Annotated in this window: 18 protein-coding genes; 4 read left to right on the top strand and 14 right to left on the bottom strand. The window is 75.8% G+C overall.

Translation table 11 applies throughout. The features are described 5' to 3' along the window. Positions 1-32 precede the first annotated feature (32 nt). The 7 genes from folP to dacB form a co-directional block, all read right to left on the bottom strand. A complete protein-coding gene (gene folP / locus JOF54_RS13425) occupies positions 33-836 on the bottom strand; it encodes a dihydropteroate synthase (RefSeq protein WP_210059555.1) in 804 nt (267 codons plus the stop codon). A gap of 95 nt (positions 837-931) precedes the next feature. After that, complete coding sequence (gene folE / locus JOF54_RS13420) at positions 932-1,498, bottom strand: GTP cyclohydrolase I FolE (protein WP_210059554.1); 567 nt, start codon at positions 1,496-1,498, stop codon at positions 932-934. 118 nt (positions 1,499-1,616) lie between these two features. Further along, entirely contained in the window at positions 1,617-3,728 is a 2,112-nt protein-coding gene (gene ftsH, locus JOF54_RS13415) for an ATP-dependent zinc metalloprotease FtsH (protein WP_210056649.1), read from the bottom strand. Positions 3,729-3,974: 246 nt separating this feature from the next. After that, on the bottom strand, positions 3,975-4,526 hold the full coding sequence (gene hpt / locus JOF54_RS13410; protein ID WP_210056639.1) for a hypoxanthine phosphoribosyltransferase: 552 nt from the start codon (positions 4,524-4,526) through the stop codon (positions 3,975-3,977). After that, positions 4,519-5,481, bottom strand: coding sequence for a tRNA lysidine(34) synthetase TilS (gene tilS / locus JOF54_RS13405; RefSeq protein WP_210056629.1), 963 nt, complete (start codon positions 5,479-5,481; stop codon positions 4,519-4,521). The genes hpt and tilS overlap by 8 nt, the downstream gene beginning before the upstream one ends. A gap of 13 nt (positions 5,482-5,494) precedes the next feature. After that, on the bottom strand, positions 5,495-6,556 hold the full coding sequence (locus JOF54_RS13400) for an Rv3626c family coenzyme F420 biosynthesis-associated protein (protein WP_245358093.1): 1,062 nt from the start codon (positions 6,554-6,556) through the stop codon (positions 5,495-5,497). A 52-nt stretch (positions 6,557-6,608) separates the two neighbouring features. Beyond that, a complete protein-coding gene (gene dacB / locus JOF54_RS13395) occupies positions 6,609-8,048 on the bottom strand; it encodes a D-alanyl-D-alanine carboxypeptidase/D-alanyl-D-alanine endopeptidase (protein WP_210056618.1) in 1,440 nt (479 codons plus the stop codon). A 132-nt stretch (positions 8,049-8,180) separates the two neighbouring features. Here dacB and JOF54_RS13390 point away from each other — a divergent pair, with 132 nt between their 5' ends. After that, entirely contained in the window at positions 8,181-8,669 is a 489-nt protein-coding gene (locus tag JOF54_RS13390) for an inorganic diphosphatase (RefSeq protein WP_210059552.1), read from the top strand. Positions 8,670-8,842: 173 nt separating this feature from the next. Here JOF54_RS13390 and JOF54_RS13385 read toward each other — a convergent pair whose 3' ends face one another. Then, entirely contained in the window at positions 8,843-9,220 is a 378-nt protein-coding gene (locus JOF54_RS13385; protein ID WP_210056608.1) for a VOC family protein, read from the bottom strand. Positions 9,221-9,295: 75 nt separating this feature from the next. Here JOF54_RS13385 and JOF54_RS13380 point away from each other — a divergent pair, with 75 nt between their 5' ends. After that, a complete protein-coding gene (locus JOF54_RS13380; RefSeq protein ID WP_210056606.1) occupies positions 9,296-10,264 on the top strand; it encodes a sulfotransferase in 969 nt (322 codons plus the stop codon). A 15-nt stretch (positions 10,265-10,279) separates the two neighbouring features. Here JOF54_RS13380 and JOF54_RS13375 read toward each other — a convergent pair whose 3' ends face one another. From JOF54_RS13375 to JOF54_RS13360, 4 genes are read right to left on the bottom strand one after another with little or no spacing between them, the layout of a single operon-like run. After that, positions 10,280-11,176: a glycoside hydrolase family protein gene (locus tag JOF54_RS13375; protein WP_210056604.1), complete on the bottom strand. Its 897-nt coding sequence runs from the start codon at positions 11,174-11,176 to the stop codon at positions 10,280-10,282. Between the two features lie 46 nt (positions 11,177-11,222). Further along, positions 11,223-12,068, bottom strand: coding sequence for an alpha/beta fold hydrolase (locus JOF54_RS13370; RefSeq protein ID WP_210056602.1), 846 nt, complete (start codon positions 12,066-12,068; stop codon positions 11,223-11,225). Positions 12,069-12,091: 23 nt separating this feature from the next. Beyond that, positions 12,092-12,475: a fluoride efflux transporter FluC gene (locus tag JOF54_RS13365; RefSeq protein ID WP_307804147.1), complete on the bottom strand. Its 384-nt coding sequence runs from the start codon at positions 12,473-12,475 to the stop codon at positions 12,092-12,094. After that, a complete protein-coding gene (locus JOF54_RS13360) occupies positions 12,472-12,888 on the bottom strand; it encodes a fluoride efflux transporter FluC (protein WP_210056600.1) in 417 nt (138 codons plus the stop codon). Before JOF54_RS13360 ends, JOF54_RS13365 begins: the two co-directional genes overlap by 4 nt. 152 nt (positions 12,889-13,040) lie before the next feature. On the opposite strand from JOF54_RS13360, the gene JOF54_RS13355 reads away from it, so the two are divergent. Together JOF54_RS13355 and JOF54_RS13350 are read left to right on the top strand one after the other, a co-directional pair. Next, positions 13,041-14,048 (top strand): TRM11 family SAM-dependent methyltransferase, encoded by a 1,008-nt coding sequence (locus JOF54_RS13355; protein ID WP_210056598.1) that lies wholly within the window; start codon positions 13,041-13,043, stop codon positions 14,046-14,048. A gap of 59 nt (positions 14,049-14,107) precedes the next feature. Beyond that, positions 14,108-14,701 (top strand): dihydrofolate reductase family protein, encoded by a 594-nt coding sequence (locus JOF54_RS13350; RefSeq protein WP_210056596.1) that lies wholly within the window; start codon positions 14,108-14,110, stop codon positions 14,699-14,701. 30 nt (positions 14,702-14,731) lie between these two features. Here the strand turns inward: JOF54_RS13350 and ggt are convergent, their stop codons facing one another. Continuing rightward, the gene (ggt, locus tag JOF54_RS13345) at positions 14,732-16,606 is read right to left on the bottom strand and encodes a gamma-glutamyltransferase (protein WP_210056594.1); all 1,875 of its coding nucleotides are present in this window, start codon (positions 16,604-16,606) and stop codon (positions 14,732-14,734) included. 106 nt (positions 16,607-16,712) lie between these two features. After that, complete coding sequence (locus tag JOF54_RS13340) at positions 16,713-17,705, bottom strand: acetylxylan esterase (protein ID WP_210056592.1); 993 nt, start codon at positions 17,703-17,705, stop codon at positions 16,713-16,715. Positions 17,706-17,740 lie beyond the last annotated feature (35 nt).

Genomic DNA, 17,740 nt, shown 5'->3' with positions numbered 1-17,740 from the left:
GCCCGCGGCAACGGGACCGGGACCGGCGGACGTCATCCGGACGAACGACGGCCCAGCCGCTCGACGACGGCGACGGCGTCGCGGCTGGCGCGCACCGCGTGCACCCGGACCCCCCACGCGCCCTGCAGCGCCAGCACGGTGGTGAGGGCCGTCGTGGCGTCGTCGCGGCCGGCCGCCGGGCGGGGCCGGCCCGCGCCGTCGGGCAGCAGCGCCCCGAGGAACGCCTTGCGCGAGACCCCGACCAGCTGCGGCACGCCGAGGCCGGCGAGGGCCTCGGGCCGCTGCAGCAGCGCCCAGTTGTGCTCCCCGGTCTTGGCGAACCCGTACCCGGCGTCCACGACCAGCCGGTCATCGCCGATCCCCGCGGCCCGGGCGGCGTCGAGGCGGGCGGCGAGCTCGGCGACCACGTCGTCCACCACGTCGGCGTAGCCGGCGCGCTCCTGCATCACGCCCGCGTGGCCGCGCCAGTGCATGCAGACGTAGGCGACGTCCAGGCCGGCGACGCAGGGCAGCATCTCCGGGTCGGCCAGCCCGCCCGAGACGTCGTTGACCAGCCGGGCCCCCGCCCCGACGGCGGCCGCGGCCACCTCGGCGCGCATCGTGTCGGTGCTGACGACGACGCCGGCGGCGGTGAGCGCCTCGACGACGGGCACCACCCGGCGCAGCTCCTCGGCCAGGTCGGGCCGCTCGGCGCCGGGACGGGTGGACTCGCCGCCGACGTCGACGAGGTCGGCGCCCTCGGCGGCCAGGGCCAGCCCGTGGGCGACGGCGGCGTCGGTGTCGAACCAGCGGCCGCCGTCCGAGAACGAGTCGGGGGTGACGTTGAGGACGCCCATCACCAGGGTCCGGCCGGGAGCGGGCAGACCGTGCACGGCCGGGGGCGTCGTCACCACCTCACCCTAGGCGGCACCGCCCCGGCCGGGCCGGGTGGTCAGCTCCGGATCAGGCCCATCGCCTCGGCGCGGGTGGCCGGGTTGCGCAGCATGCCGCGGACCGAGCTGGTGACGGTCCTGGAGCCGGGCTTGCGGACGCCGCGCATGGTCATGCACAGGTGCTCGCACTCGAAGACGACGATGACGCCGCGCGGCTGCAGGATCCGCTCGAGGGCGTCGGCCACCTGAGTGGTCAGCCGCTCCTGCACCTGCGGGCGCTTGGCGTAGAGGTCGACGAGGCGCGCCAGCTTGGACAGCCCCGTGATGGTGCCGTCCTTGCTGGGGATGTAGCCGATGTGGGCGACGCCGGTGAAGGGCACCAGGTGGTGCTCGCAGCAGCTCCACACCTCGATGTCCTTGACGAGCACCAGCTCGTCGAAGCCGAGGTCGAAGCGCTTGGCCAGCACCTCGTCGGGATCCTGGTGGAGGCCCGCGAACATCTCCGCGTAGGCCCGGGCCACCCGGGCCGGGGTGTCGCGCAGGCCGTCGCGGTCGGGGTCCTCGCCGATGCCGATGAGGATCTCGCGGACCGCGGCCGAGACCCGGTCGTGGTCGAACGGGGCGATCGGCTGCGGGACCGTGGCCGGGGCGAGGGCGGGGGCGACCTCGCCCGCGGCCCCCACGCCGTCCACGTCGTCGAGCCGGTCGGCGCTCACGCGCGTCCCCCCGCGCTCGTCCCGCCCGTCACCGGAAGTCGGGCCCGCGCGGGGGCTGGCCGTCCCCGCTGACGCCGGGACCCTGCGGCGGGTGGGTGCCGGCGCCCTCGGGCTGGCCCGGCAGCTGCGGGGGGACGCCCTGGTGGCCGGGGGGCAGCGGCGCGCCGCCCGGGGGCAGCTCGGCGCCGGGACCGCCCGGACCGGGCAGCTGGCCGTTCGACCCGTGGCCGTTCACCGAGGGCGGCGGCATGACCGGCGGGACGGAGGAGGGCACCCGGGAGTCGGAGCCCGTCCAGGCGGGGCGCTTCGGCCACAGCCGCAGCGACTGGAAGACCTCGGCGACCTCGGCGCGGTCCAGCGTCTCGCGCTCGAACAGCGCCCGGACCAGGTCGTCCAGGACGTCCCGGTTGGCGGTGAGGATGTCGAAGGCCTCCTGGTGAGCGTTGCCGATCAGCTTCGAGACCTCCTCGTCGACGATCGCAGCGACGTCCTCGGAGTACTCGCGGCCGTGGCCCATGTCGCGGCCCAGGAAGGGCTCGGAGTCGCCCGAGCCGAGCTTCACCGCGCCGAGCCGGTCCGTCATGCCGTACTGCGTGACCATCGCGCGGGCCACGTTGGTGGCCTTCTCGATGTCGTTGCTGGCGCCCGTAGTGGGGTCGTGGAAGACGAGCTCCTCGGCGGCGCGGCCACCCATCATGTAGGCGAGCTGGTCCAGCAGCTCGGCGCGGGTGTTGGAGTACTTGTCGTTCTCCGGCAGCACCATCGTGTAGCCGAGCGCCCGCCCGCGCGGCAGGATCGTCACCTTCTGCACGGGGTCGGTGCCGGGCAGCGCCGCGGCGACCAGGGCGTGGCCGCCCTCGTGGTAGGCCGTGACCAGCTTCTCCTTCTCGTTCATCAGCCGGCTGCGCTTCTGCGGGCCCGCGATGACGCGGTCGATCGCCTCGTCCATGTACTCGTTGGTGATCACCCGGGCGTTCTGGCGGGCGGTCAGCAGCGCGGCCTCGTTGAGCACGTTGGCCAGGTCGGCGCCGGTGAAGCCCGGGGTCCGCCGGGCCACGGCCCCGAGGTCGACCTCCGGGGCGACGGGCTTGCCCTCGGAGTGCACCTTGAGGATCTCCAGGCGGCCCTTCATGTCAGGCGCCTCGACGGCGATCTGGCGGTCGAAGCGGCCCGGGCGCAGCAGCGCCGGGTCGAGCACGTCGGGCCGGTTGGTGGCGGCGATGAGGATGACGCCGCCGCGGACGTCGAAGCCGTCCATCTCGACCAGCAGCTGGTTCAGCGTCTGCTCGCGCTCGTCGTGCCCGCCGCCCATGCCCGCACCGCGGTGCCGGCCGACGGCGTCGATCTCGTCGATGAAGACGATGGCCGGCGCGTTCTCCTTGGCCTGCTCGAACAGGTCGCGGACCCGGCTGGCGCCGACGCCGACGAACATCTCGACGAAGTCGGAGCCGGAGATGGAGAAGAAGGGGACGCCCGCCTCGCCGGCGACCGCGCGCGCGAGCAGCGTCTTGCCGGTGCCGGGCGGACCGTAGAGCAGCACGCCCTTGGGGATCTTGGCCCCGACGGCCTGGAACTTCGCGGGCTCGGCGAGGAACTCCTTGATCTCCTCGAGCTCCTCGATCGCCTCCTCGCAGCCGGCGACGTCGCCGAACGTGGTCTTCGGGGTGTCCTTGTTGGCCACCTTGGCCTTGGACTTGCCGAACTGCATGACCCGGCTGCCGCCCCCCTGCACGGAGTTCAGCAGGAAGAAGAAGAGGACGCCGATGATGATGAACGGGATCAGGGTGCCCAGCAGCGAGGAGAAGAACCCGGGCGTCGGGTTGTCGCCGTCCCAGCTGTTCAGCGTCCGCTCGTTGACCCGCTGGTTCAGCCGGTCGATCAGCTGCTCGCTCTGCTGGCCGACCCAGATCGCCTTGTACTTCTCGGTGCCGTTGACGGTGAGGCGGATCTCCTGCTCCCCGTCGATCAGCTCGACCTTGTCGATCGGGTCGCTGCCGTTGATGATCGAGACGACCTGCGACGTCGGCACGGTCTGGAACCCGCCGTTGAGCCGCCCGCTGAAGTCGATGAGGATCCCGATGGCCAGCACGGCGAGCAGGATCCAGATCAGGGGCCCGCGGAAGATGCGCTTGAAGTTCATGACCTGCCTAGGAGTTCGGGAGCACGCTCGTGCCCTCTACCGGGCAAGGCTAGCGTCCGCCGGAAGGATCGGACCTGACGACCGGAGGCCGTCGACGGGCTCGGGCCGCGGGAGCCACCCCTGCGAGCGTCGGGCAGGTCGCGGCCGGGCGCTGTCTGGACGACAAGGCCGGCGTCGACACGCTCTTCGTCGGTGCCGGGCGAGGAGGAAGACAGCTCTGGAGGCCGCGACCGGGCGCGAGCAGGACTAGCTGTACACGTGCGGGGCGAGGGTGCCGACGGAGGTGAGGTTGCGGTAGTGGCCGTCGTAGTCGAGGCCGTAGCCGACGACGAACTCGTTGGGGATGTCGAAGCCGACGTAGGCGACCTCGACGGCGTTCTGCGCGGCCTCGGGCTTGCGGAAGGCCGTCATCACCTTGAGGCTCGCGGGGTTGCGGGAGCGCAGGTTGCTGATCAGGTAGGACAGCGTCAGGCCGGTGTCGATGATGTCCTCGACGACCAGCACGTGCACGCCGGTGATGTCGGTGCTGAGGTCCTTGAGGATCCGGACGACGCCCGAGGACTGGGTGCCCGAGCCGTAGGAGGAGACCGCCATCCAGTCCATCCGGCAGTGGATGGCGAGCGCGCGGGACAGGTCGGCCATCACCATCACCGCGCCGTTGAGGACGCCCACCAGCAGCAGGTCCTTGTCCGCGTAGTCCTCGTCGATCTGGGCCGCCAGCTCGCGCATCCGCGCCGCGACCTCCTCCTTGCTGTACAGCACGCGGGTGAGGTCGCTCGAGAGCTGGGTGTCATCCACGGCCGACAGCCTGCCACAGCAGCCGCCCCCCGCTGCGCGCCACCGTCCCGCCCGGGAGGTCCACCCCGCGCTGCCCGCGCCAGGCCAGCACCAGGGCCTCGACGGCCCGCACGTGGTCGGCGCCGACGTCGCCGGCGCCCTCCCGGGCCAGCCAGCGGCGGAGCACGCGGCCGCGCAGCGCGGCGGGCAGGGCGGCCAGCGCGTCGCACGTCGGGGCACCGAGTCCGGGATCGGCCTCGGCCGCCAGCGCGTCGAGGAGGTCGGCGTCGTCGCGGGCCAGCCGGGCCGTCCGGGCCAGGGCCTGCGCCACCCCGGGGCCGAGCGCGTCCTCCAGCACCGGCAGCACCCGGTGGCGGACCCGGACGCGGGCGAACCGCGGGTCGACGTTGTGCGGGTCGGACCAGGGCTGCAGGCCGAGCTCGACGCAGACCTGCTCCGTCGTCGCCCGGGGCACCTCCAGCAGCGGGCGCAGCAGGCCGGCGCCGCGCACCGCCATCCCCGCCAGCGAGCGCGTCCCCGACCCGCGGGCCAGGCCCAGCAGCACCGTCTCGGCCTGGTCGTCGCGGGTGTGGCCGAGCAGCACCGTCGCCGGCGGGTCGCCGGCCGCGGCGGCGCGCAGGGCGGCGTAGCGGGCGTCCCGGGCGGCGGCCTCGGGTCCGCCCGCCGCCGGCACGGCCACCCTGAGCACGACGACGTCGGCCAGGCCGAGCCCCGCGAGGACGGCCGCGGTGCGGGCGGCGACGGCGTCGGATCCGGCCTGCAGGCCGTGGTCGACGACGGCGGCGGCACAGGGCAGGCCGCGGCGGGCCGCGACGTGCCGCGCCGCGGCGGCCAGGGCCAGCGAGTCGGCCCCGCCCGAGCAGGCCACGAGCAGCCGGGCGTCGGCCGGGGTGAGGGCGGCGTCGACGGCCTGCACCACGGCGAGCAGGGCCGGGCCCAAGGCGCGTCGGGCCATCGGGGCGTCCGGCTCAGCCGGCGCTGGGCACCCGCGCCAGCCAGCGCGTCGGGTCGGCGATCTCGTCGCGGGTGGGCAGCGTCTCCGGGGAGGTCCAGACCTGGTTGAAACCGGCCATCCCGACGGCGTCGATGACGGTGCGGCAGAAGCGGGCGCCGTCGCGGTACTGGCGCATCTTGGCGTCGAGGCCGAGCAGCCGGCGGACCACCTTGTCGAAGCCCTGCCCCTCGCGGCGGACGGAGAACCGCCGCCGGATCGCGGCGACGCTGGGCACCACCGACGGACCCACGCTGTCCATCACCACGTCGGCGTGGCCCTCCAGCAGCGACATGACGGCGGTGATCCGGTCGACGGTCTCGCGCTGGGCCCGGGTCTGCACGAGGTCGACGACCGAGAGCTCCTCCCCGGTGCGCAGGGCCGAGGCCACCCGCTTCGCGCCGTCGGCGAGCATCTGCAGCACCGCGCCGGCGTCCAGCTCGGTGGAGCCGACGATCTCCCCGATCTGGGCGTTCAGGTGGTCCCGCAGCCAGGGCACCGCGGTGAACTGCACCCGGTGGGTCTCCTCGTGCAGGCAGACCCAGAGCCGGAAGTCCGCGGGGTCGACGCCCAGCTCGCGCTCGACGGCCACGATGTTCGGCGCCACCAGCAGCAGCCGACCGCCCGGCTCGCCGGGGGCACCGGGGAAGAAGGGGTCGAACTGGCCGAGCACCTTGGGGGCGAGGTAGCTGAGCAGGGCGCCCAGCTCGGCACCCGTCACCCGGCTGCCCACCGCCGCGACCCCCGGGCTGGCGCCCAGCTTCTCCGCCGAGCGCTCCTCGAGCGGCGCGAGGACCTGGCGGAACCCGTCGACGTTGGCCTGGATCCAGCCCGGCCGGTCGACCACCAGCACCGGGGCCGTCGCGCTGGGCACGGGCAGGCCGGTCACGTCCACCACGTAGGCCTCGGCGCGGACGGCGCTGCTCCGGAGCTGGGCGACGGCCTGCTCGGCGCCGCCGAGCGAGATCTCCGGTCCCGGCTTGACCAGCCGGCGGGCCGTGCTGAGCGCGACCGTCCAGTCGACCATCGAGGTGTCCATGCCTGGCAGGGTATGCGGCGCGCGGCTGCGGCGGCAGGGCCAGCGGCCGGGCTCAGCAGCCGCAGCGGCTCAGCGCGGCGCTCACCCGGTCCAGCCAGAGCTTGGCGGCGTAGTCGTCGGTCGCGTCGTTGACCAGGAAGGCGTAGGCCAGCTGCGTGCCGTCCTGCGTCCGCAGGTAGCCGGCGAGGGCGTGCACGCCGGTCAGCGTGCCCGTCTTGCCGCGCACCAGGCCGCGGCCGGCCCGGCTCGCCTCGTCGGTGTAGCGGTGCCGCAGGCTGCCCTCGACGCCGGCCACCGGCAGCCCGGTCAGCACGGCCCGCAGCTCGGGGTGGTCGGGGTCGGCGGCCAGCCGCAGCAGGTCGACCAGCGCGTCGGCCGGCACCCGGGTCTCCCGGGCCAGTCCGCTGCCGTCGGCCAGCCGGGCGTCGTCGGGCCACACGCCCAGCCGGTCCAGCGTCCGGCGGACGGCCCGCGTCCCCGCGGCGGTGCTGCCCTCGGCGTCGGCCGCCAGGGCGACCTGGCGCAGCAGGACCTCGGCCGCGTCGTTGTCGCTGGCCAGCAGCAGCCGCTGCACGACCTGCTCCAGCGGGGGCGACGTCACCCGGGCCAGCCGCGGGGCCGAGGCGGGCGCCTCCGCCTCCCGGGTGCGGGTGACCTCGACGCCCCTCTTCTCCAGGGCCTTCGCGAACGCCCGGGCCGCCTCGCCCGCGGGGTCCTCGACGCGCGGGCCCGGGGAGACCCCGGCGGTCCGGCCCTCGTCCACCCAGAGAGCCGAGACGGGGGTGACCTGGTCGGCGTAGCCCGCCGGCCAGCGGGGGTTCCAGGCCGGGCCCGAGAACAGCGAGTCGTCGTAGCCGAGGGTGACCTCGGTGGTGCCGGCCTTCCGCAGGGCCGTGGCCGTGGCGGCCGCCAGCGCCGGCAGCGACGCCGCCGCCGGGGCCCCGTCGGCGGGCGTCCGCCCCGCGAGGTAGGGGTCGCCGCCGCCGACGAGGACGATCCGGCCCGCCCCGGCGCGGACGACGTCGGTGGTGAAGACGTGCTCGGGCCCGAGCAGCGAGAGCGCGGCCGCCGACGTCAGCAGCTTCGTCGTCGAGGCCGGGATGGCCGGGGAGCCGGCGCGGTGGCGGTAGAGGACCTCGCCGGTGCGCAGGTCGGCGACCTCGGCGGAGAACCGGCCACCCATCTCCTGGGCGTCGACGGCGTCGACGCGCGCGGCCACGGCGTCGGCCGAGGGCACCCGGGAGGCGGTGGCGGCCGGCAGCACCGGGCGCGGCAGGCCGGCGCGGGAGGGGCTGGAGGACGGCGTCGGCGTGGCCGGCGGCTGGTCGAACGTGCCCGGGGCGACCGTCGGCGCGCCGCCGTCGACCCACAGCCCGCTGGCGTGCAGACCGCGGCTGGCGGCGGTCGCGAAGGCCCCGCTGACCAGGCCCGTCACCACGCCGGCGAGCGCCAGCACGGCGACCGCCGCCACGACGGTGCGCCTGAGACCCATCGGACCGGCACGCTCCCTTGACGCTAGGCTCACGGTTGGCTGACCGCGCCCCCGGAGTCACGGCACAGCCCATCCTAAGGAGGTTCTGTGACCGCACCCAACGCCGAGCACGAGGCGCACCCGCTCAGTGGCATGGAGTTCGACGTCCTGGTCGAGATCCCCAAGGGCCAGAAGAACAAGTACGAGGTCGACCACGCGACCGGCCGCATCCGGCTGGACCGCACGCTGTTCACCTCGACCGCCTACCCCGCCGACTACGGCTTCATCGAGGGCACCCTCGGCCAGGACGGCGACCCGCTCGACGCGCTGGTGCTGGTCTCCGAGCCGACGTTCCCCGGCTGCCTCATCAAGTGCCGCGCCATCGCGATGTTCCGGATGACCGACGAGGCCGGCGGCGACGACAAGGTCCTCTGCGTCCCCGCGTCGGACCACCGCCGCGACCACCTGCGCGACATCACCGACGTCCGCGAGTACCTGCTGCTCGAGATCGAGCACTTCTTCACCGTCTACAAGGACCTCGAGCCCGGCAAGTCCGTCGAGGGCGCCACCTGGACCGGCCGCGCCGAGGCCGAGGCCGAGGTCGAGGCGAGCTTCGCCAGAGCAAAAGAGCAGAATTATTGAGCTGTCTGTCTCGCTCCGCTCGGACGCGGACGGGGCTCTGATCCGCCGACTTCGTCGTCGCGGGTGGACGAAGAGCGTGTCCACCCGCTCCTCCTCAGCTCGGCGGCGCCCCGTCCGGTGACCCTGAGGCGCCTGCCCTCGGCCCGCGGTGGTCCGGTCCTGGTCTCACCTTCCTACTCGACCTGACGGCTGCGGGTGGCGAACTCGTCGCTCTCGGGCGGCAGGACGCAGAGGAGCAGGCCCGCGGGGTCGGCGAGGACGACGAAGCCGTCGCCGCGGGAGACCTCGGTGGCCCCGAGGCGGACCAGCCGGGCGACCTCGGCCTCCACGTCGTCGCTCTCGAGGTCGAGGTGGAAGCGGGCGGGCGTGGTGCCGACGTCCTGCAGGGCCACGTGCGGCAGGGCCGACGGGTCGTCGAGGGCGGTGAACTCCCCCGCGTCGCCGACCACCCGGGGCGTGGCCGCCAGGGCGGCCGACCAGAAGGTCCGGGCCTCGTCCAGCACGGCGGACGGGACGTCGACGATGACCTCGCGCAGCAGGATCCGGTGCACGTCCCGACCCTAGGGCAGCGGGCCGGCCCGCGGCCAGACCTCGTCGACCCCCGCTGCTGCTCCTAGTATTCCGGCATGAGCACTCGGGAACCACGTCCGGACGCGCTGCTGATCGGGGCGCCCAAGGCGGGCACGAGCGCACTGCACGCCGCCCTCCGCGCGCACCCCGAGATCTGGGCGTCGCCGGTCAAGGAGCCGAAGTTCTACCTCTGCGGGGAGGCGCCGCCCCCGGCGTACCGCGGACCCGGCGACGCGCACAGCCAGCAGGAGTGGGTGTGGCGGCGGCGCGACTACGAGGCGCTCTTCGCCCCGGCCCCGGCCACCAGCGTGCGGCTGGAGAGCACGCCCTTCTACCTGTACTCCCCCGACGCGCGCCGCCGGATCGCCGAGGAGCTGCCGGACGTGCGGGTGGTCGTCGTGGTCCGCGACCCCGTCGACCGCGCCTACTCCAACTGGACCCACCTCTGGGCCGACGGCCTGGAGCCCGAGGCCGGCTTCGTCGACGCCTGGCGCGACGAGGACCGCCGGGTCGACGCCGGCTGGGCGCCGTTCTGGCACTACCGCCGGATGGGCCGCTACGGCGAGCAGCTGGCCGACCTGCTGGGCCGCGTCGAGCGCGACCGGGTGCTGGTGCTGCGGTACCGCGAGCTGGTGGACGCACCCGTCGCGACGCTGGACCGGGTGTGCGCGTTCCTCGGGGTGGCGCAGGGCCGGGTCGGCACCGTGCCGCCGGACAACTCCCGCGGCTTCGTCGAGGACGGCCCCCGCAACCGTGCCCTCGCCCGGCTGGTCCGGGCCGGGGCGGCCGCCGGCCAGTTCGTGCCCCCGCAGGTCTGGCGCCGCGCCAGCCGACCGCTGGTCGGCGCGCTGCAGCGCGGCGGCCCCGCCCGGCGCCCGCGGCTGGACCCCGACGCGCGGGGCGCGCTGCTCGCCGACGTCGTCGACGACGTCGACCTGCTGGAGGAGGTGCTGGGCCAGTCGTTCGCCGACTGGCGCTCGGTCACCGGACGCGGCTCCTTCTCCGAGCGGACCCGGCCGGCCTGACCGGGCGGGGCCGGCTCAGCGGGGGCTGAGCGAGGTCATCAGGTCGTGCGAGCCGTCGGCACGGGCGGCCTCGAAGTAGAAGCGGCGCCCGCCGTCCGGCAGGTCGACGACGCTGACGTAGCGCAGGGCCCCGTCGCTCTCCGGCGACTGCGCGACCGGGCCGTCGCCGACCGGCACCAGCACCCCGTCCTGCTCGCGGGCCACGCCGGTCCGCTCGAACCAGTTCGCGGCGGCGCTGTCGCGGCCGTCGTAGAGGACCGTCAGCGGCTCCTCGGCCAGCACCGCGGTCACCCGGGCCCCGCGGGAGTCCCAGGTCGCAGGGCTCCCCCGCAGCACCGGGCCGCGGTCGGTCCAGTCCAGGCCGTCGTCGCTGGTGGCCAGCCGGGTGACCATCCGGTCCTCGTGCCCGGCCTCGGCCAGCGGGTGGCAGCACACCCACATCCGCCAGCCCCGCGCGTCGGCCAGGACCACCGGGTCCTTGACGCCCCAGGCCGCGTCCCCGGGCAGCACCCGGTGCCGGGTGCCGTCGGCGAGGTCCTCGGGCCGGTCGGCGTCCAGCGCCTCCACCCACCAGTGCTTGGAGCCCGGGGTCGCGCAGCTGAGGTAGAGCCGCCAGCCGCCCTCCGGTCGGCGGACCAGCGCCGGCCGCTCGAACGACGCGGCGCCGAACGCGTCGCGGTGGACCTCGGCGACAGGGGTGAAGCTCAGCCCGTCGTCGGACCGGGCGACGACGACGCTCACCCCGCGCCCCTCGTCCAGCGGCCGGCGCACCCGGTAGGCCAGCCAGAACACCCCGTCGTCCAGGACGACGGCCGCCGCCCCGGACCAGTTGCCCGGGCCGGTCGCCGGGGCCGCGACGACCACCGCGGCGTCCTCGAAGCGCGGCAGGTCCAGGTCGACCGAGAGGCTCATGGGGGGAGCGTAGGCGGGCGGTGGCCGCCCGGGCCGCGCCGCCCGCTCAGCGGTCGAGCGGGTGCGCGGCCAGGTGCCCGAGCACCAGCGCGGCCAGCTCCGCCGGGCGCTCCTCCGGCACCCAGTGCGAGACGCCCGGGAGCACCACGAACCGGTACGGCCCGTCGACGTGGGCCGCCGTCCCCTCGGCGGCGCGCCGGCCCAGGGCGGTGTCGCGGTCGCTCCAGACGTAGAGCGTCGGCACCGCGGTCCGGCCGGTCCGCAGGCCACCGGGCAGCCGCAGGGCGCGGTACCAGGACAGCGGGCCGGTCGCCGACGCCGGGTCGGCGAGCATCGAGACGGCCGGCTCCGGGTCCGGCATCCCGGTGCCGGCCAGCAGGCGGCGGGCCAGGGCGCCGCCGCGCACCCGGAACAGCCGCTCGGCCAGCCCGGGCACCTGGAAGAACGCCATGTACCAGGAGCGCAGCGCCTGGCTGCCGGCGAGCGCGCGGGCCATGGCCGCCGGGTGCGGCACCGACACCGCCGTCAGGGTGGCCACCCGGTCGGCGTGCACGCCGGCGAGCACCCAGGCCACGGCCGCCCCCCAGTCGTGGCCCAGCACGTGGAAGCGCTCGGCGCCGGCGGCGTCGGCCAGCGCCAGCACGTCGCCGACCAGCCGGGCCACCGCGTAGGAGGCGATGTCCGGTGGCCGCGCGCCCGGGGAGTACCCCCGCTGGTCGGGGGCCAGCACCCGGTAGCCCGCCGCCACCAGCGGCGGGACGACGCCCGCCCAGCTGGCCGAGGTCTGCGGGAAGCCGTGCAGGGCCACGACGACCGGCCCGTCCAGCGGGCCGCTGTCGAGGACGTCGAAGGTCATGCCCTCGGAGGTGAACCGGGTCAGCCGCGCCGTCATGGCGCCAGTCTGCGCGACCGTTCTCAGCCGGCGAGGGCCAGGCCCGCGACCAGCCCCAGCCCGGCGAGCAGCACGGCGGCGACCAGCTGGCCCACGGCGTCGACGACGGCCGCCGTCCACCGGCCCGCGGTCGCCAGCCGGACCGCCTCGACGGCGGCGGTCGAGAACGTGGTGTAGCCGCCCAGGAAGCCGGTGCCCACGACCACCTGCGCGAGCGGCGGCAGCAGGCCGCCGGTCGCCAGCCCCGTGACCAGGCCCAGCAGCAGGGAGCCGGTGAGGTTGACCAGCACCGTCCCCCGCGGCAGCGCGTCGCCGAGCCGGCGGCGGACCTCGCCGTCGACCACCAGCCGGGCGACGGCGCCCAGGCCGCCGGCCAGGGCGACGACGAGCAGCAGCGCCGGGCTCACCGGCCGCCCCTGCGGCCGCCGCAGCGCAGCCCGGCGAAGGCGGCCGCCAGACCCAGCACCAGGGTCGCGCCGGCGTAGAGCAGGGCGGCCCCGACCCGGGCCTGGTCCGCGAGCCCGGCCGTGTCCGCGGCCAGCGCGCTGTAGGTGGTGAAGCCGCCCAGCACCCCGGTGCCCAGCAGCAGCCGCAGGTCGCGACGGCGTCCCTCGTCCGGGCCGGCGCGGTGCAGCGTCGCGAGCAGCAGGCCCAGCACGAAGGCGCCGACGACGTCGACGCCCAGCACCGCCACCGGCAGCCCGCTCACCGGAGGTACCGCCGCGCTGACGAGGGCCCGGAGGCCGGTCCCGAGCGCCCCGCCGACGAACACCAGCCCGACGCTCCGCCCGCGCAGGTGGAGGGACCGGGTTGCGCTCACGGCGTCACGCTAGCCCTCGCCGGCTCACTAGAGTGGTCACCCATGCAGCACGTGGGAACAGGTGGAGCGCGCCCGAGCGCCCCGGGGGACGGCCGGCGGCGACCGGGCAGCACCGACCGGGCGCGGCGCCCGCAGCCGCTGGAGGTGCTCGCGTGAGCGGCCACCTGCTGCTGCTGCAGCCCTCGGCCAACCGCGTCTACGCCGGCGCGGCCGACGCGCTGGTCGCGGCCGAGCTCCGCATCCTCCTCGGCGACGGGGACCCGGCCCTCGTCGAGCCCGTCGAGGTGGCCGGCGTCGGCTACCTGGCGGTGGGCCTCGACGACCTGGACGAGCCGACGGCCGACGCGCTGGGCCGGCTCTCGGCGGGCTTCGCGGTCTACCGGCGCGAGGGCGACCTGCTGCGCCCGGTGCCGCTGGTGCACCCCGACCGCTTCGACGACGACCTGGTGACCATCCCCAAGTACCCCGGCAAGACCAACGAGCAGTTCACCCGGCTGCTCACCAACGTCACGCTGGCCTCGGCCACCCGCCCCGCCACCGGGCCGCGCTCGGTCCTCGACCCGATGGCCGGCCGCGGAACCACGCTGAGCACCGCGCTGATCCTGGGCCACGACGCGGCCGGGGTGGAGTCCGACCTCAAGGCCGTCGAGGCCTACACCGCCTTCCTCAAGACCTACCTGCGCCGCAAGCGCCTCAAGCACACCGTCGAGCTCACCCCGGTGCGCCGCGAGGGCAAGAGCCTGGGCCGACGGCTCGACGTCGCGGTCACCTCCGAGGCCGGCGGCCGCACCCAGAACCTGTCGGTGTTCTCCGGCGACACCCGCCAGTCGGCGGCCCTGTACGGCAAGCGGCGGTTCGACGCCGTCGTCACCGACGCCCCCTACGGGATCGTGCACGGCAGCCAGCCGCTGAGCGGCAAGCGCGACCGCTCGGCGGCCGCCCTGCTCGGCGAGGCGCTCGGCGTCTGGGCCGGTCAGCTGAAGGCCGGCGGCGCCCTCGGGCTGTCCTGGAACACCTACGGCCTGACCCGCGAGCGGCTCAGCGCCCTGGCCGTCGAGGCCGGGCTCCGCCCGCTGGACTCCGGGCCCTACCTGCAGTTCGGCCACCGCGTCGACGCCTCGATCCACCGCGACGTCTTCGTGGCCGTCAAGGACATCTGAGCCCCCACCGGCCCGATGAGTCCGGCCCGCCCCGCCGGTCTGAGGGGCGTGATGAGCGCATGAGGACGCTGGTGGCCGTGGAGAACCTCTCGCTGGACGGGGTGATGCAGGGTCCCGGTCGGCCCGACGAGGACACCCGGGGCGGGTTCACGCGGGGCGGCTGGGCCGCGGCCGCGCTGGCCGCCGACCCGGTCGCCGCCCAGGCGTCGATGGCCGGCGACAGCCTCCCGGCCGGCCTCGTCCTGGGCCGGCGCACCTACCTGGACCTGCTGGACCACTGGACCCGCACCCCCGAGCCGAACCCCTTCGTCGACCTGCTGCTGAGCACGCCGAAGCACGTGGCCTCGCGCACGCTGGCCGAGCCGCTCCCCCACCCGGCCACCGCCCTGCTGGGGGACGACCCCGTCGAGGGGGTGCGGCGGATCAAGGGCGACGGCGAGGGAGAGCTGGTGCTGCTGGGCAGCGGCCAGCTGGTCCGCGCCCTCGCCGCGGCGGACCTCGTCGACACCTACGTGCTGACCGTCGTCCCCGTGGTGCTGGGCCAGGGGACCCGGCTGTTCCAGGACCGGCCCGTCGAGCTGGAGGTGCTCCGCACCGTCACCTCGCCGACCGGGATCGTCGTCGGCACCTACGCCGTCCGGCACCCGGGCTGAGCGGCCCGGGCGCCGGACACCGACCCGGCGTCAGCGGCGGCGCGGCCGCACCACCCCGGCGTCGCCCCCGCCGCGGCGGACCGGCTCGGCGACCGCCTGCACCCGGCCGCGGGGGAAGAACTCGAGCGCGGCGACGGCGCCGATCTCGCTGGCGCTGGTGAACGCGTCGCCGCTGGGCGTCAGCGTGTAGCCGTAGCCCTGCGGGCCGAGCGCCGCGCCGTAGCGCGCGATGAACGCCGGCTCGGCCGTCACCGCCGCGTTGTTGCGGTGGCTGGCCCGCGGGGCCGCGACCGCCTCGGGCAGCGTCAGACCGCGGTCGACGCGGTTCACCAGGGTCTGCAGCACGGTGGTGATGATCGTCGAGCCGCCGGGCGAGCCGAGGGCCAGCACCGGCTCCCCGCGACGGGTGACGATGGTCGACGCCATCGAGCTGCGCGGCCGCTTGCCCGGCTCGATCCGGTTCGGGTCGTCCGCGTCGTAGACCGTGGTGAAGTCGGTCAGCTCGTTGTTCAGCAGGAAGCCCCGGCCCGGCACGACGATCCCCGACCCGCCCGTCTGCTCGATGGTCAGGGTGTAGGAGACGACGTCGCCCCAGCGGTCGGCGGTCACCAGGTGGGTGGTGGAGGTCCCCCGCCCGTCCGCACCGGTCGGCGGCGCCGTCCGGCAGCCGCGCGCGCTGAGGTCACCCGGCGCCGTCGGCGTGGGCAGGGCCCGGTCGGGGTCGACCAGGCACGCGCGGGAGCGGGCGAAGCGCTTGCTCAGCAGGGTCCTCGTCGGCACGTCGACGAAGGCCGGGTCGCCCACGTAGGCGGTCCGGTCGGCGAAGGCCAGCGCCGAGGCGTCGAGGTAGTGGTGGAGGGCCTCGGCGTCGCCCATCCGCGCCAGCCGCTGCGTGGAGAGGATGTTCAGCGCCTCGCCGACGGTGGTGCCGCCGCTGGAGGAGGGCGCCATGCCCCAGACGTCGAGGCCGCGGTAGCGCACCTTCGTCGGGGCCTGGCGCAGCACCCGGTAGCGGGCGAGGTCGGCCTTCGTCATCGTCCCGGCGGGCACCGGCAGCGTCGCGCCGGCGACCACGGGCGGGTCCTGCACGGTGCGGACGATGTCGGCGCCGATCCGGCCGCGGTAGACGACGTCGGTGCCCTCGCGGCCGAGCGCCTCGTAGGTGGCGGCCAGGTCGGGGTTGCGGAAGACCGACCCGACGGCCGGGGCGTCCCCGCCCGGGAGGTAGAGGTCGGCGGTGGTGCTGATGGCCGAGAACCGGGCCTTGTTGTCCAGGGTCTGGTTGCGGAAGGTGTCGTCGACGACGAAGCCGCGGCGGGCGATCTGGACGGCCGGCCGGAGCGCCTGCCGCAGGCTGAGGGTGCCCCAGAGGCCGAGGGCGCGCTCCCAGGTGGCGGGTGTGCCGGGCACCCCGACCGAGACGCCGCTGGTGACCAGCTGCGGCGAGAACGGGTAGGGCTTCCCCGTCGCCGGGTCGAGGAAGGTCCGGGGCCCGACGTCGGCCGGCGCGGTCTCGCGGCCGTCGAGCGTGCTGACCCGGCCGGTGCGGCCGTCGAGGTGGACGAGGTAGCCGCCCCCGCCGACGCCGGCGGAGTAGGGCTCGGTGACCCCGAGCGCGGCGGCGGTGGCCACGGCGGCGTCGACGGCGTTGCCGCCGGCGCGCAGCACGCGCAGCCCGGCCTCGGTCGCCTCGGGGTCGACGCTGGCCACCGCCCCGCCGGTGCCGAAGGCCACCGGGTTCTTCTCGGTCTGCCGGACCGCCGCGGTGGCGGCCGGCGCGGCGGCCGGCACCGGTGCGGCACTGGCGGGCGCGAGCCCGCCGGCCAGCAGCGCGGCCCCCGTCACCGCCACCCCGACCAGCCCGGCCCCGCCCCGTCGGGCCGTCCTCGTCGTCCTCGTCGTCATCGCTCCCCCTCCGCCTCGCCCGGCCCCGCGGCCGTGTGACGGACGTTACACACCCCCGCTGACAGCGGGCGAGGACCCGGCGGGCAGCGCGGCGGCGGGCGCGCGCTCAGCCGGCGAAGCGCTCCGCGACCCAGTCGAGCTGCGCGGCGACCTGGTAGGCCTCGCCGCCCTCGTGGTCGTTGTAGGGGTAGACGTTGATCTGCTTGTCCGCGCCCCGGTAGTGGTTGTAGGCCGCGTAGACCGTCGACGGCGGGCAGGTGAGGTCCATCAGCGCGACCGAGAACAGCGCCGGGGCCACCGCCCGCTTGGCCAGGTTGACCCCGTCGACGTAGGAGAGCGTGCGGAACGCCGCGTCGGCGTGGTCGCGCCAGCCCGCCAGGTACTGGGCGATCTCGCGGTAGGGGTGCCGGTCGGTGAGCGCGACGGCGCGGGCGAAGTGGCAGAGGAAGGGGACGTCGGGCGCGCAGCCGGCCAGCTCGATCCCGGCCAGCGGCGCCAGCCCGGCGGCGGCGAGGGCCAGCCCGCCGCCCTGGCTGCCGCCGGTCACCACGACCCGGCGCGCGTCCAGCAGCGGGTGGTCCTGGGTCAGCTCGAGCATCCGCACCGCGTCGGTGTAGACGCGCCGGTAGTAGTAGGTGGCGGGATCGAGGATGCCCGACGTCATGAACCCGGGCGCGTGGTTGATCCCGGCGTCGGCCGAGGCGTCGGCGGTGCTGCTGCCGCCCCCGCCGTTCCAGCCCTGGCCGCGGGTGTCCATCGACAGGTGCGCGTAGCCGGCCTGCGCCCAGATCGTGCTGCTGTGCGGCAGCCCGCGGCCGCCGGAGTAGCCGTGGTACTGCACGACGGTGGGCAGCGGCCCGGTCGCGCCGGCCGGCACGTGCAGCCAGGCCCGGACCGGGGCGCCTCCCGCGCCGGCGAAGGTCACGTCGTAGGAGTCGACGAGCGCGAGCCGGTTGTCCACCGGCTCCACGGTCGGCGCGAGGGCGTGGCCGCGCGCCTCGTCCAGGGTGGCGGACCAGAAGGCGTCGAAGTCCTCGGGCTCGCTCACCTCCGGCGCGTAGGTCTCGAGCTCGGCGAGGGGCAGGTCGAACATGGCCATGGTCGCGGAGTCTAGGACCGGACCCGTCCCGGGCC

The sequence above is a fragment of the Microlunatus capsulatus genome (assembly GCF_017876495.1).
In the GTDB taxonomy this organism is placed as follows: Bacteria; Actinomycetota; Actinomycetes; order Propionibacteriales; family Propionibacteriaceae; genus Microlunatus; species Microlunatus capsulatus.
Note: the sequence above shows the minus strand (reverse complement) of the source record. Positions and strands in the feature narration are given on the sequence as shown.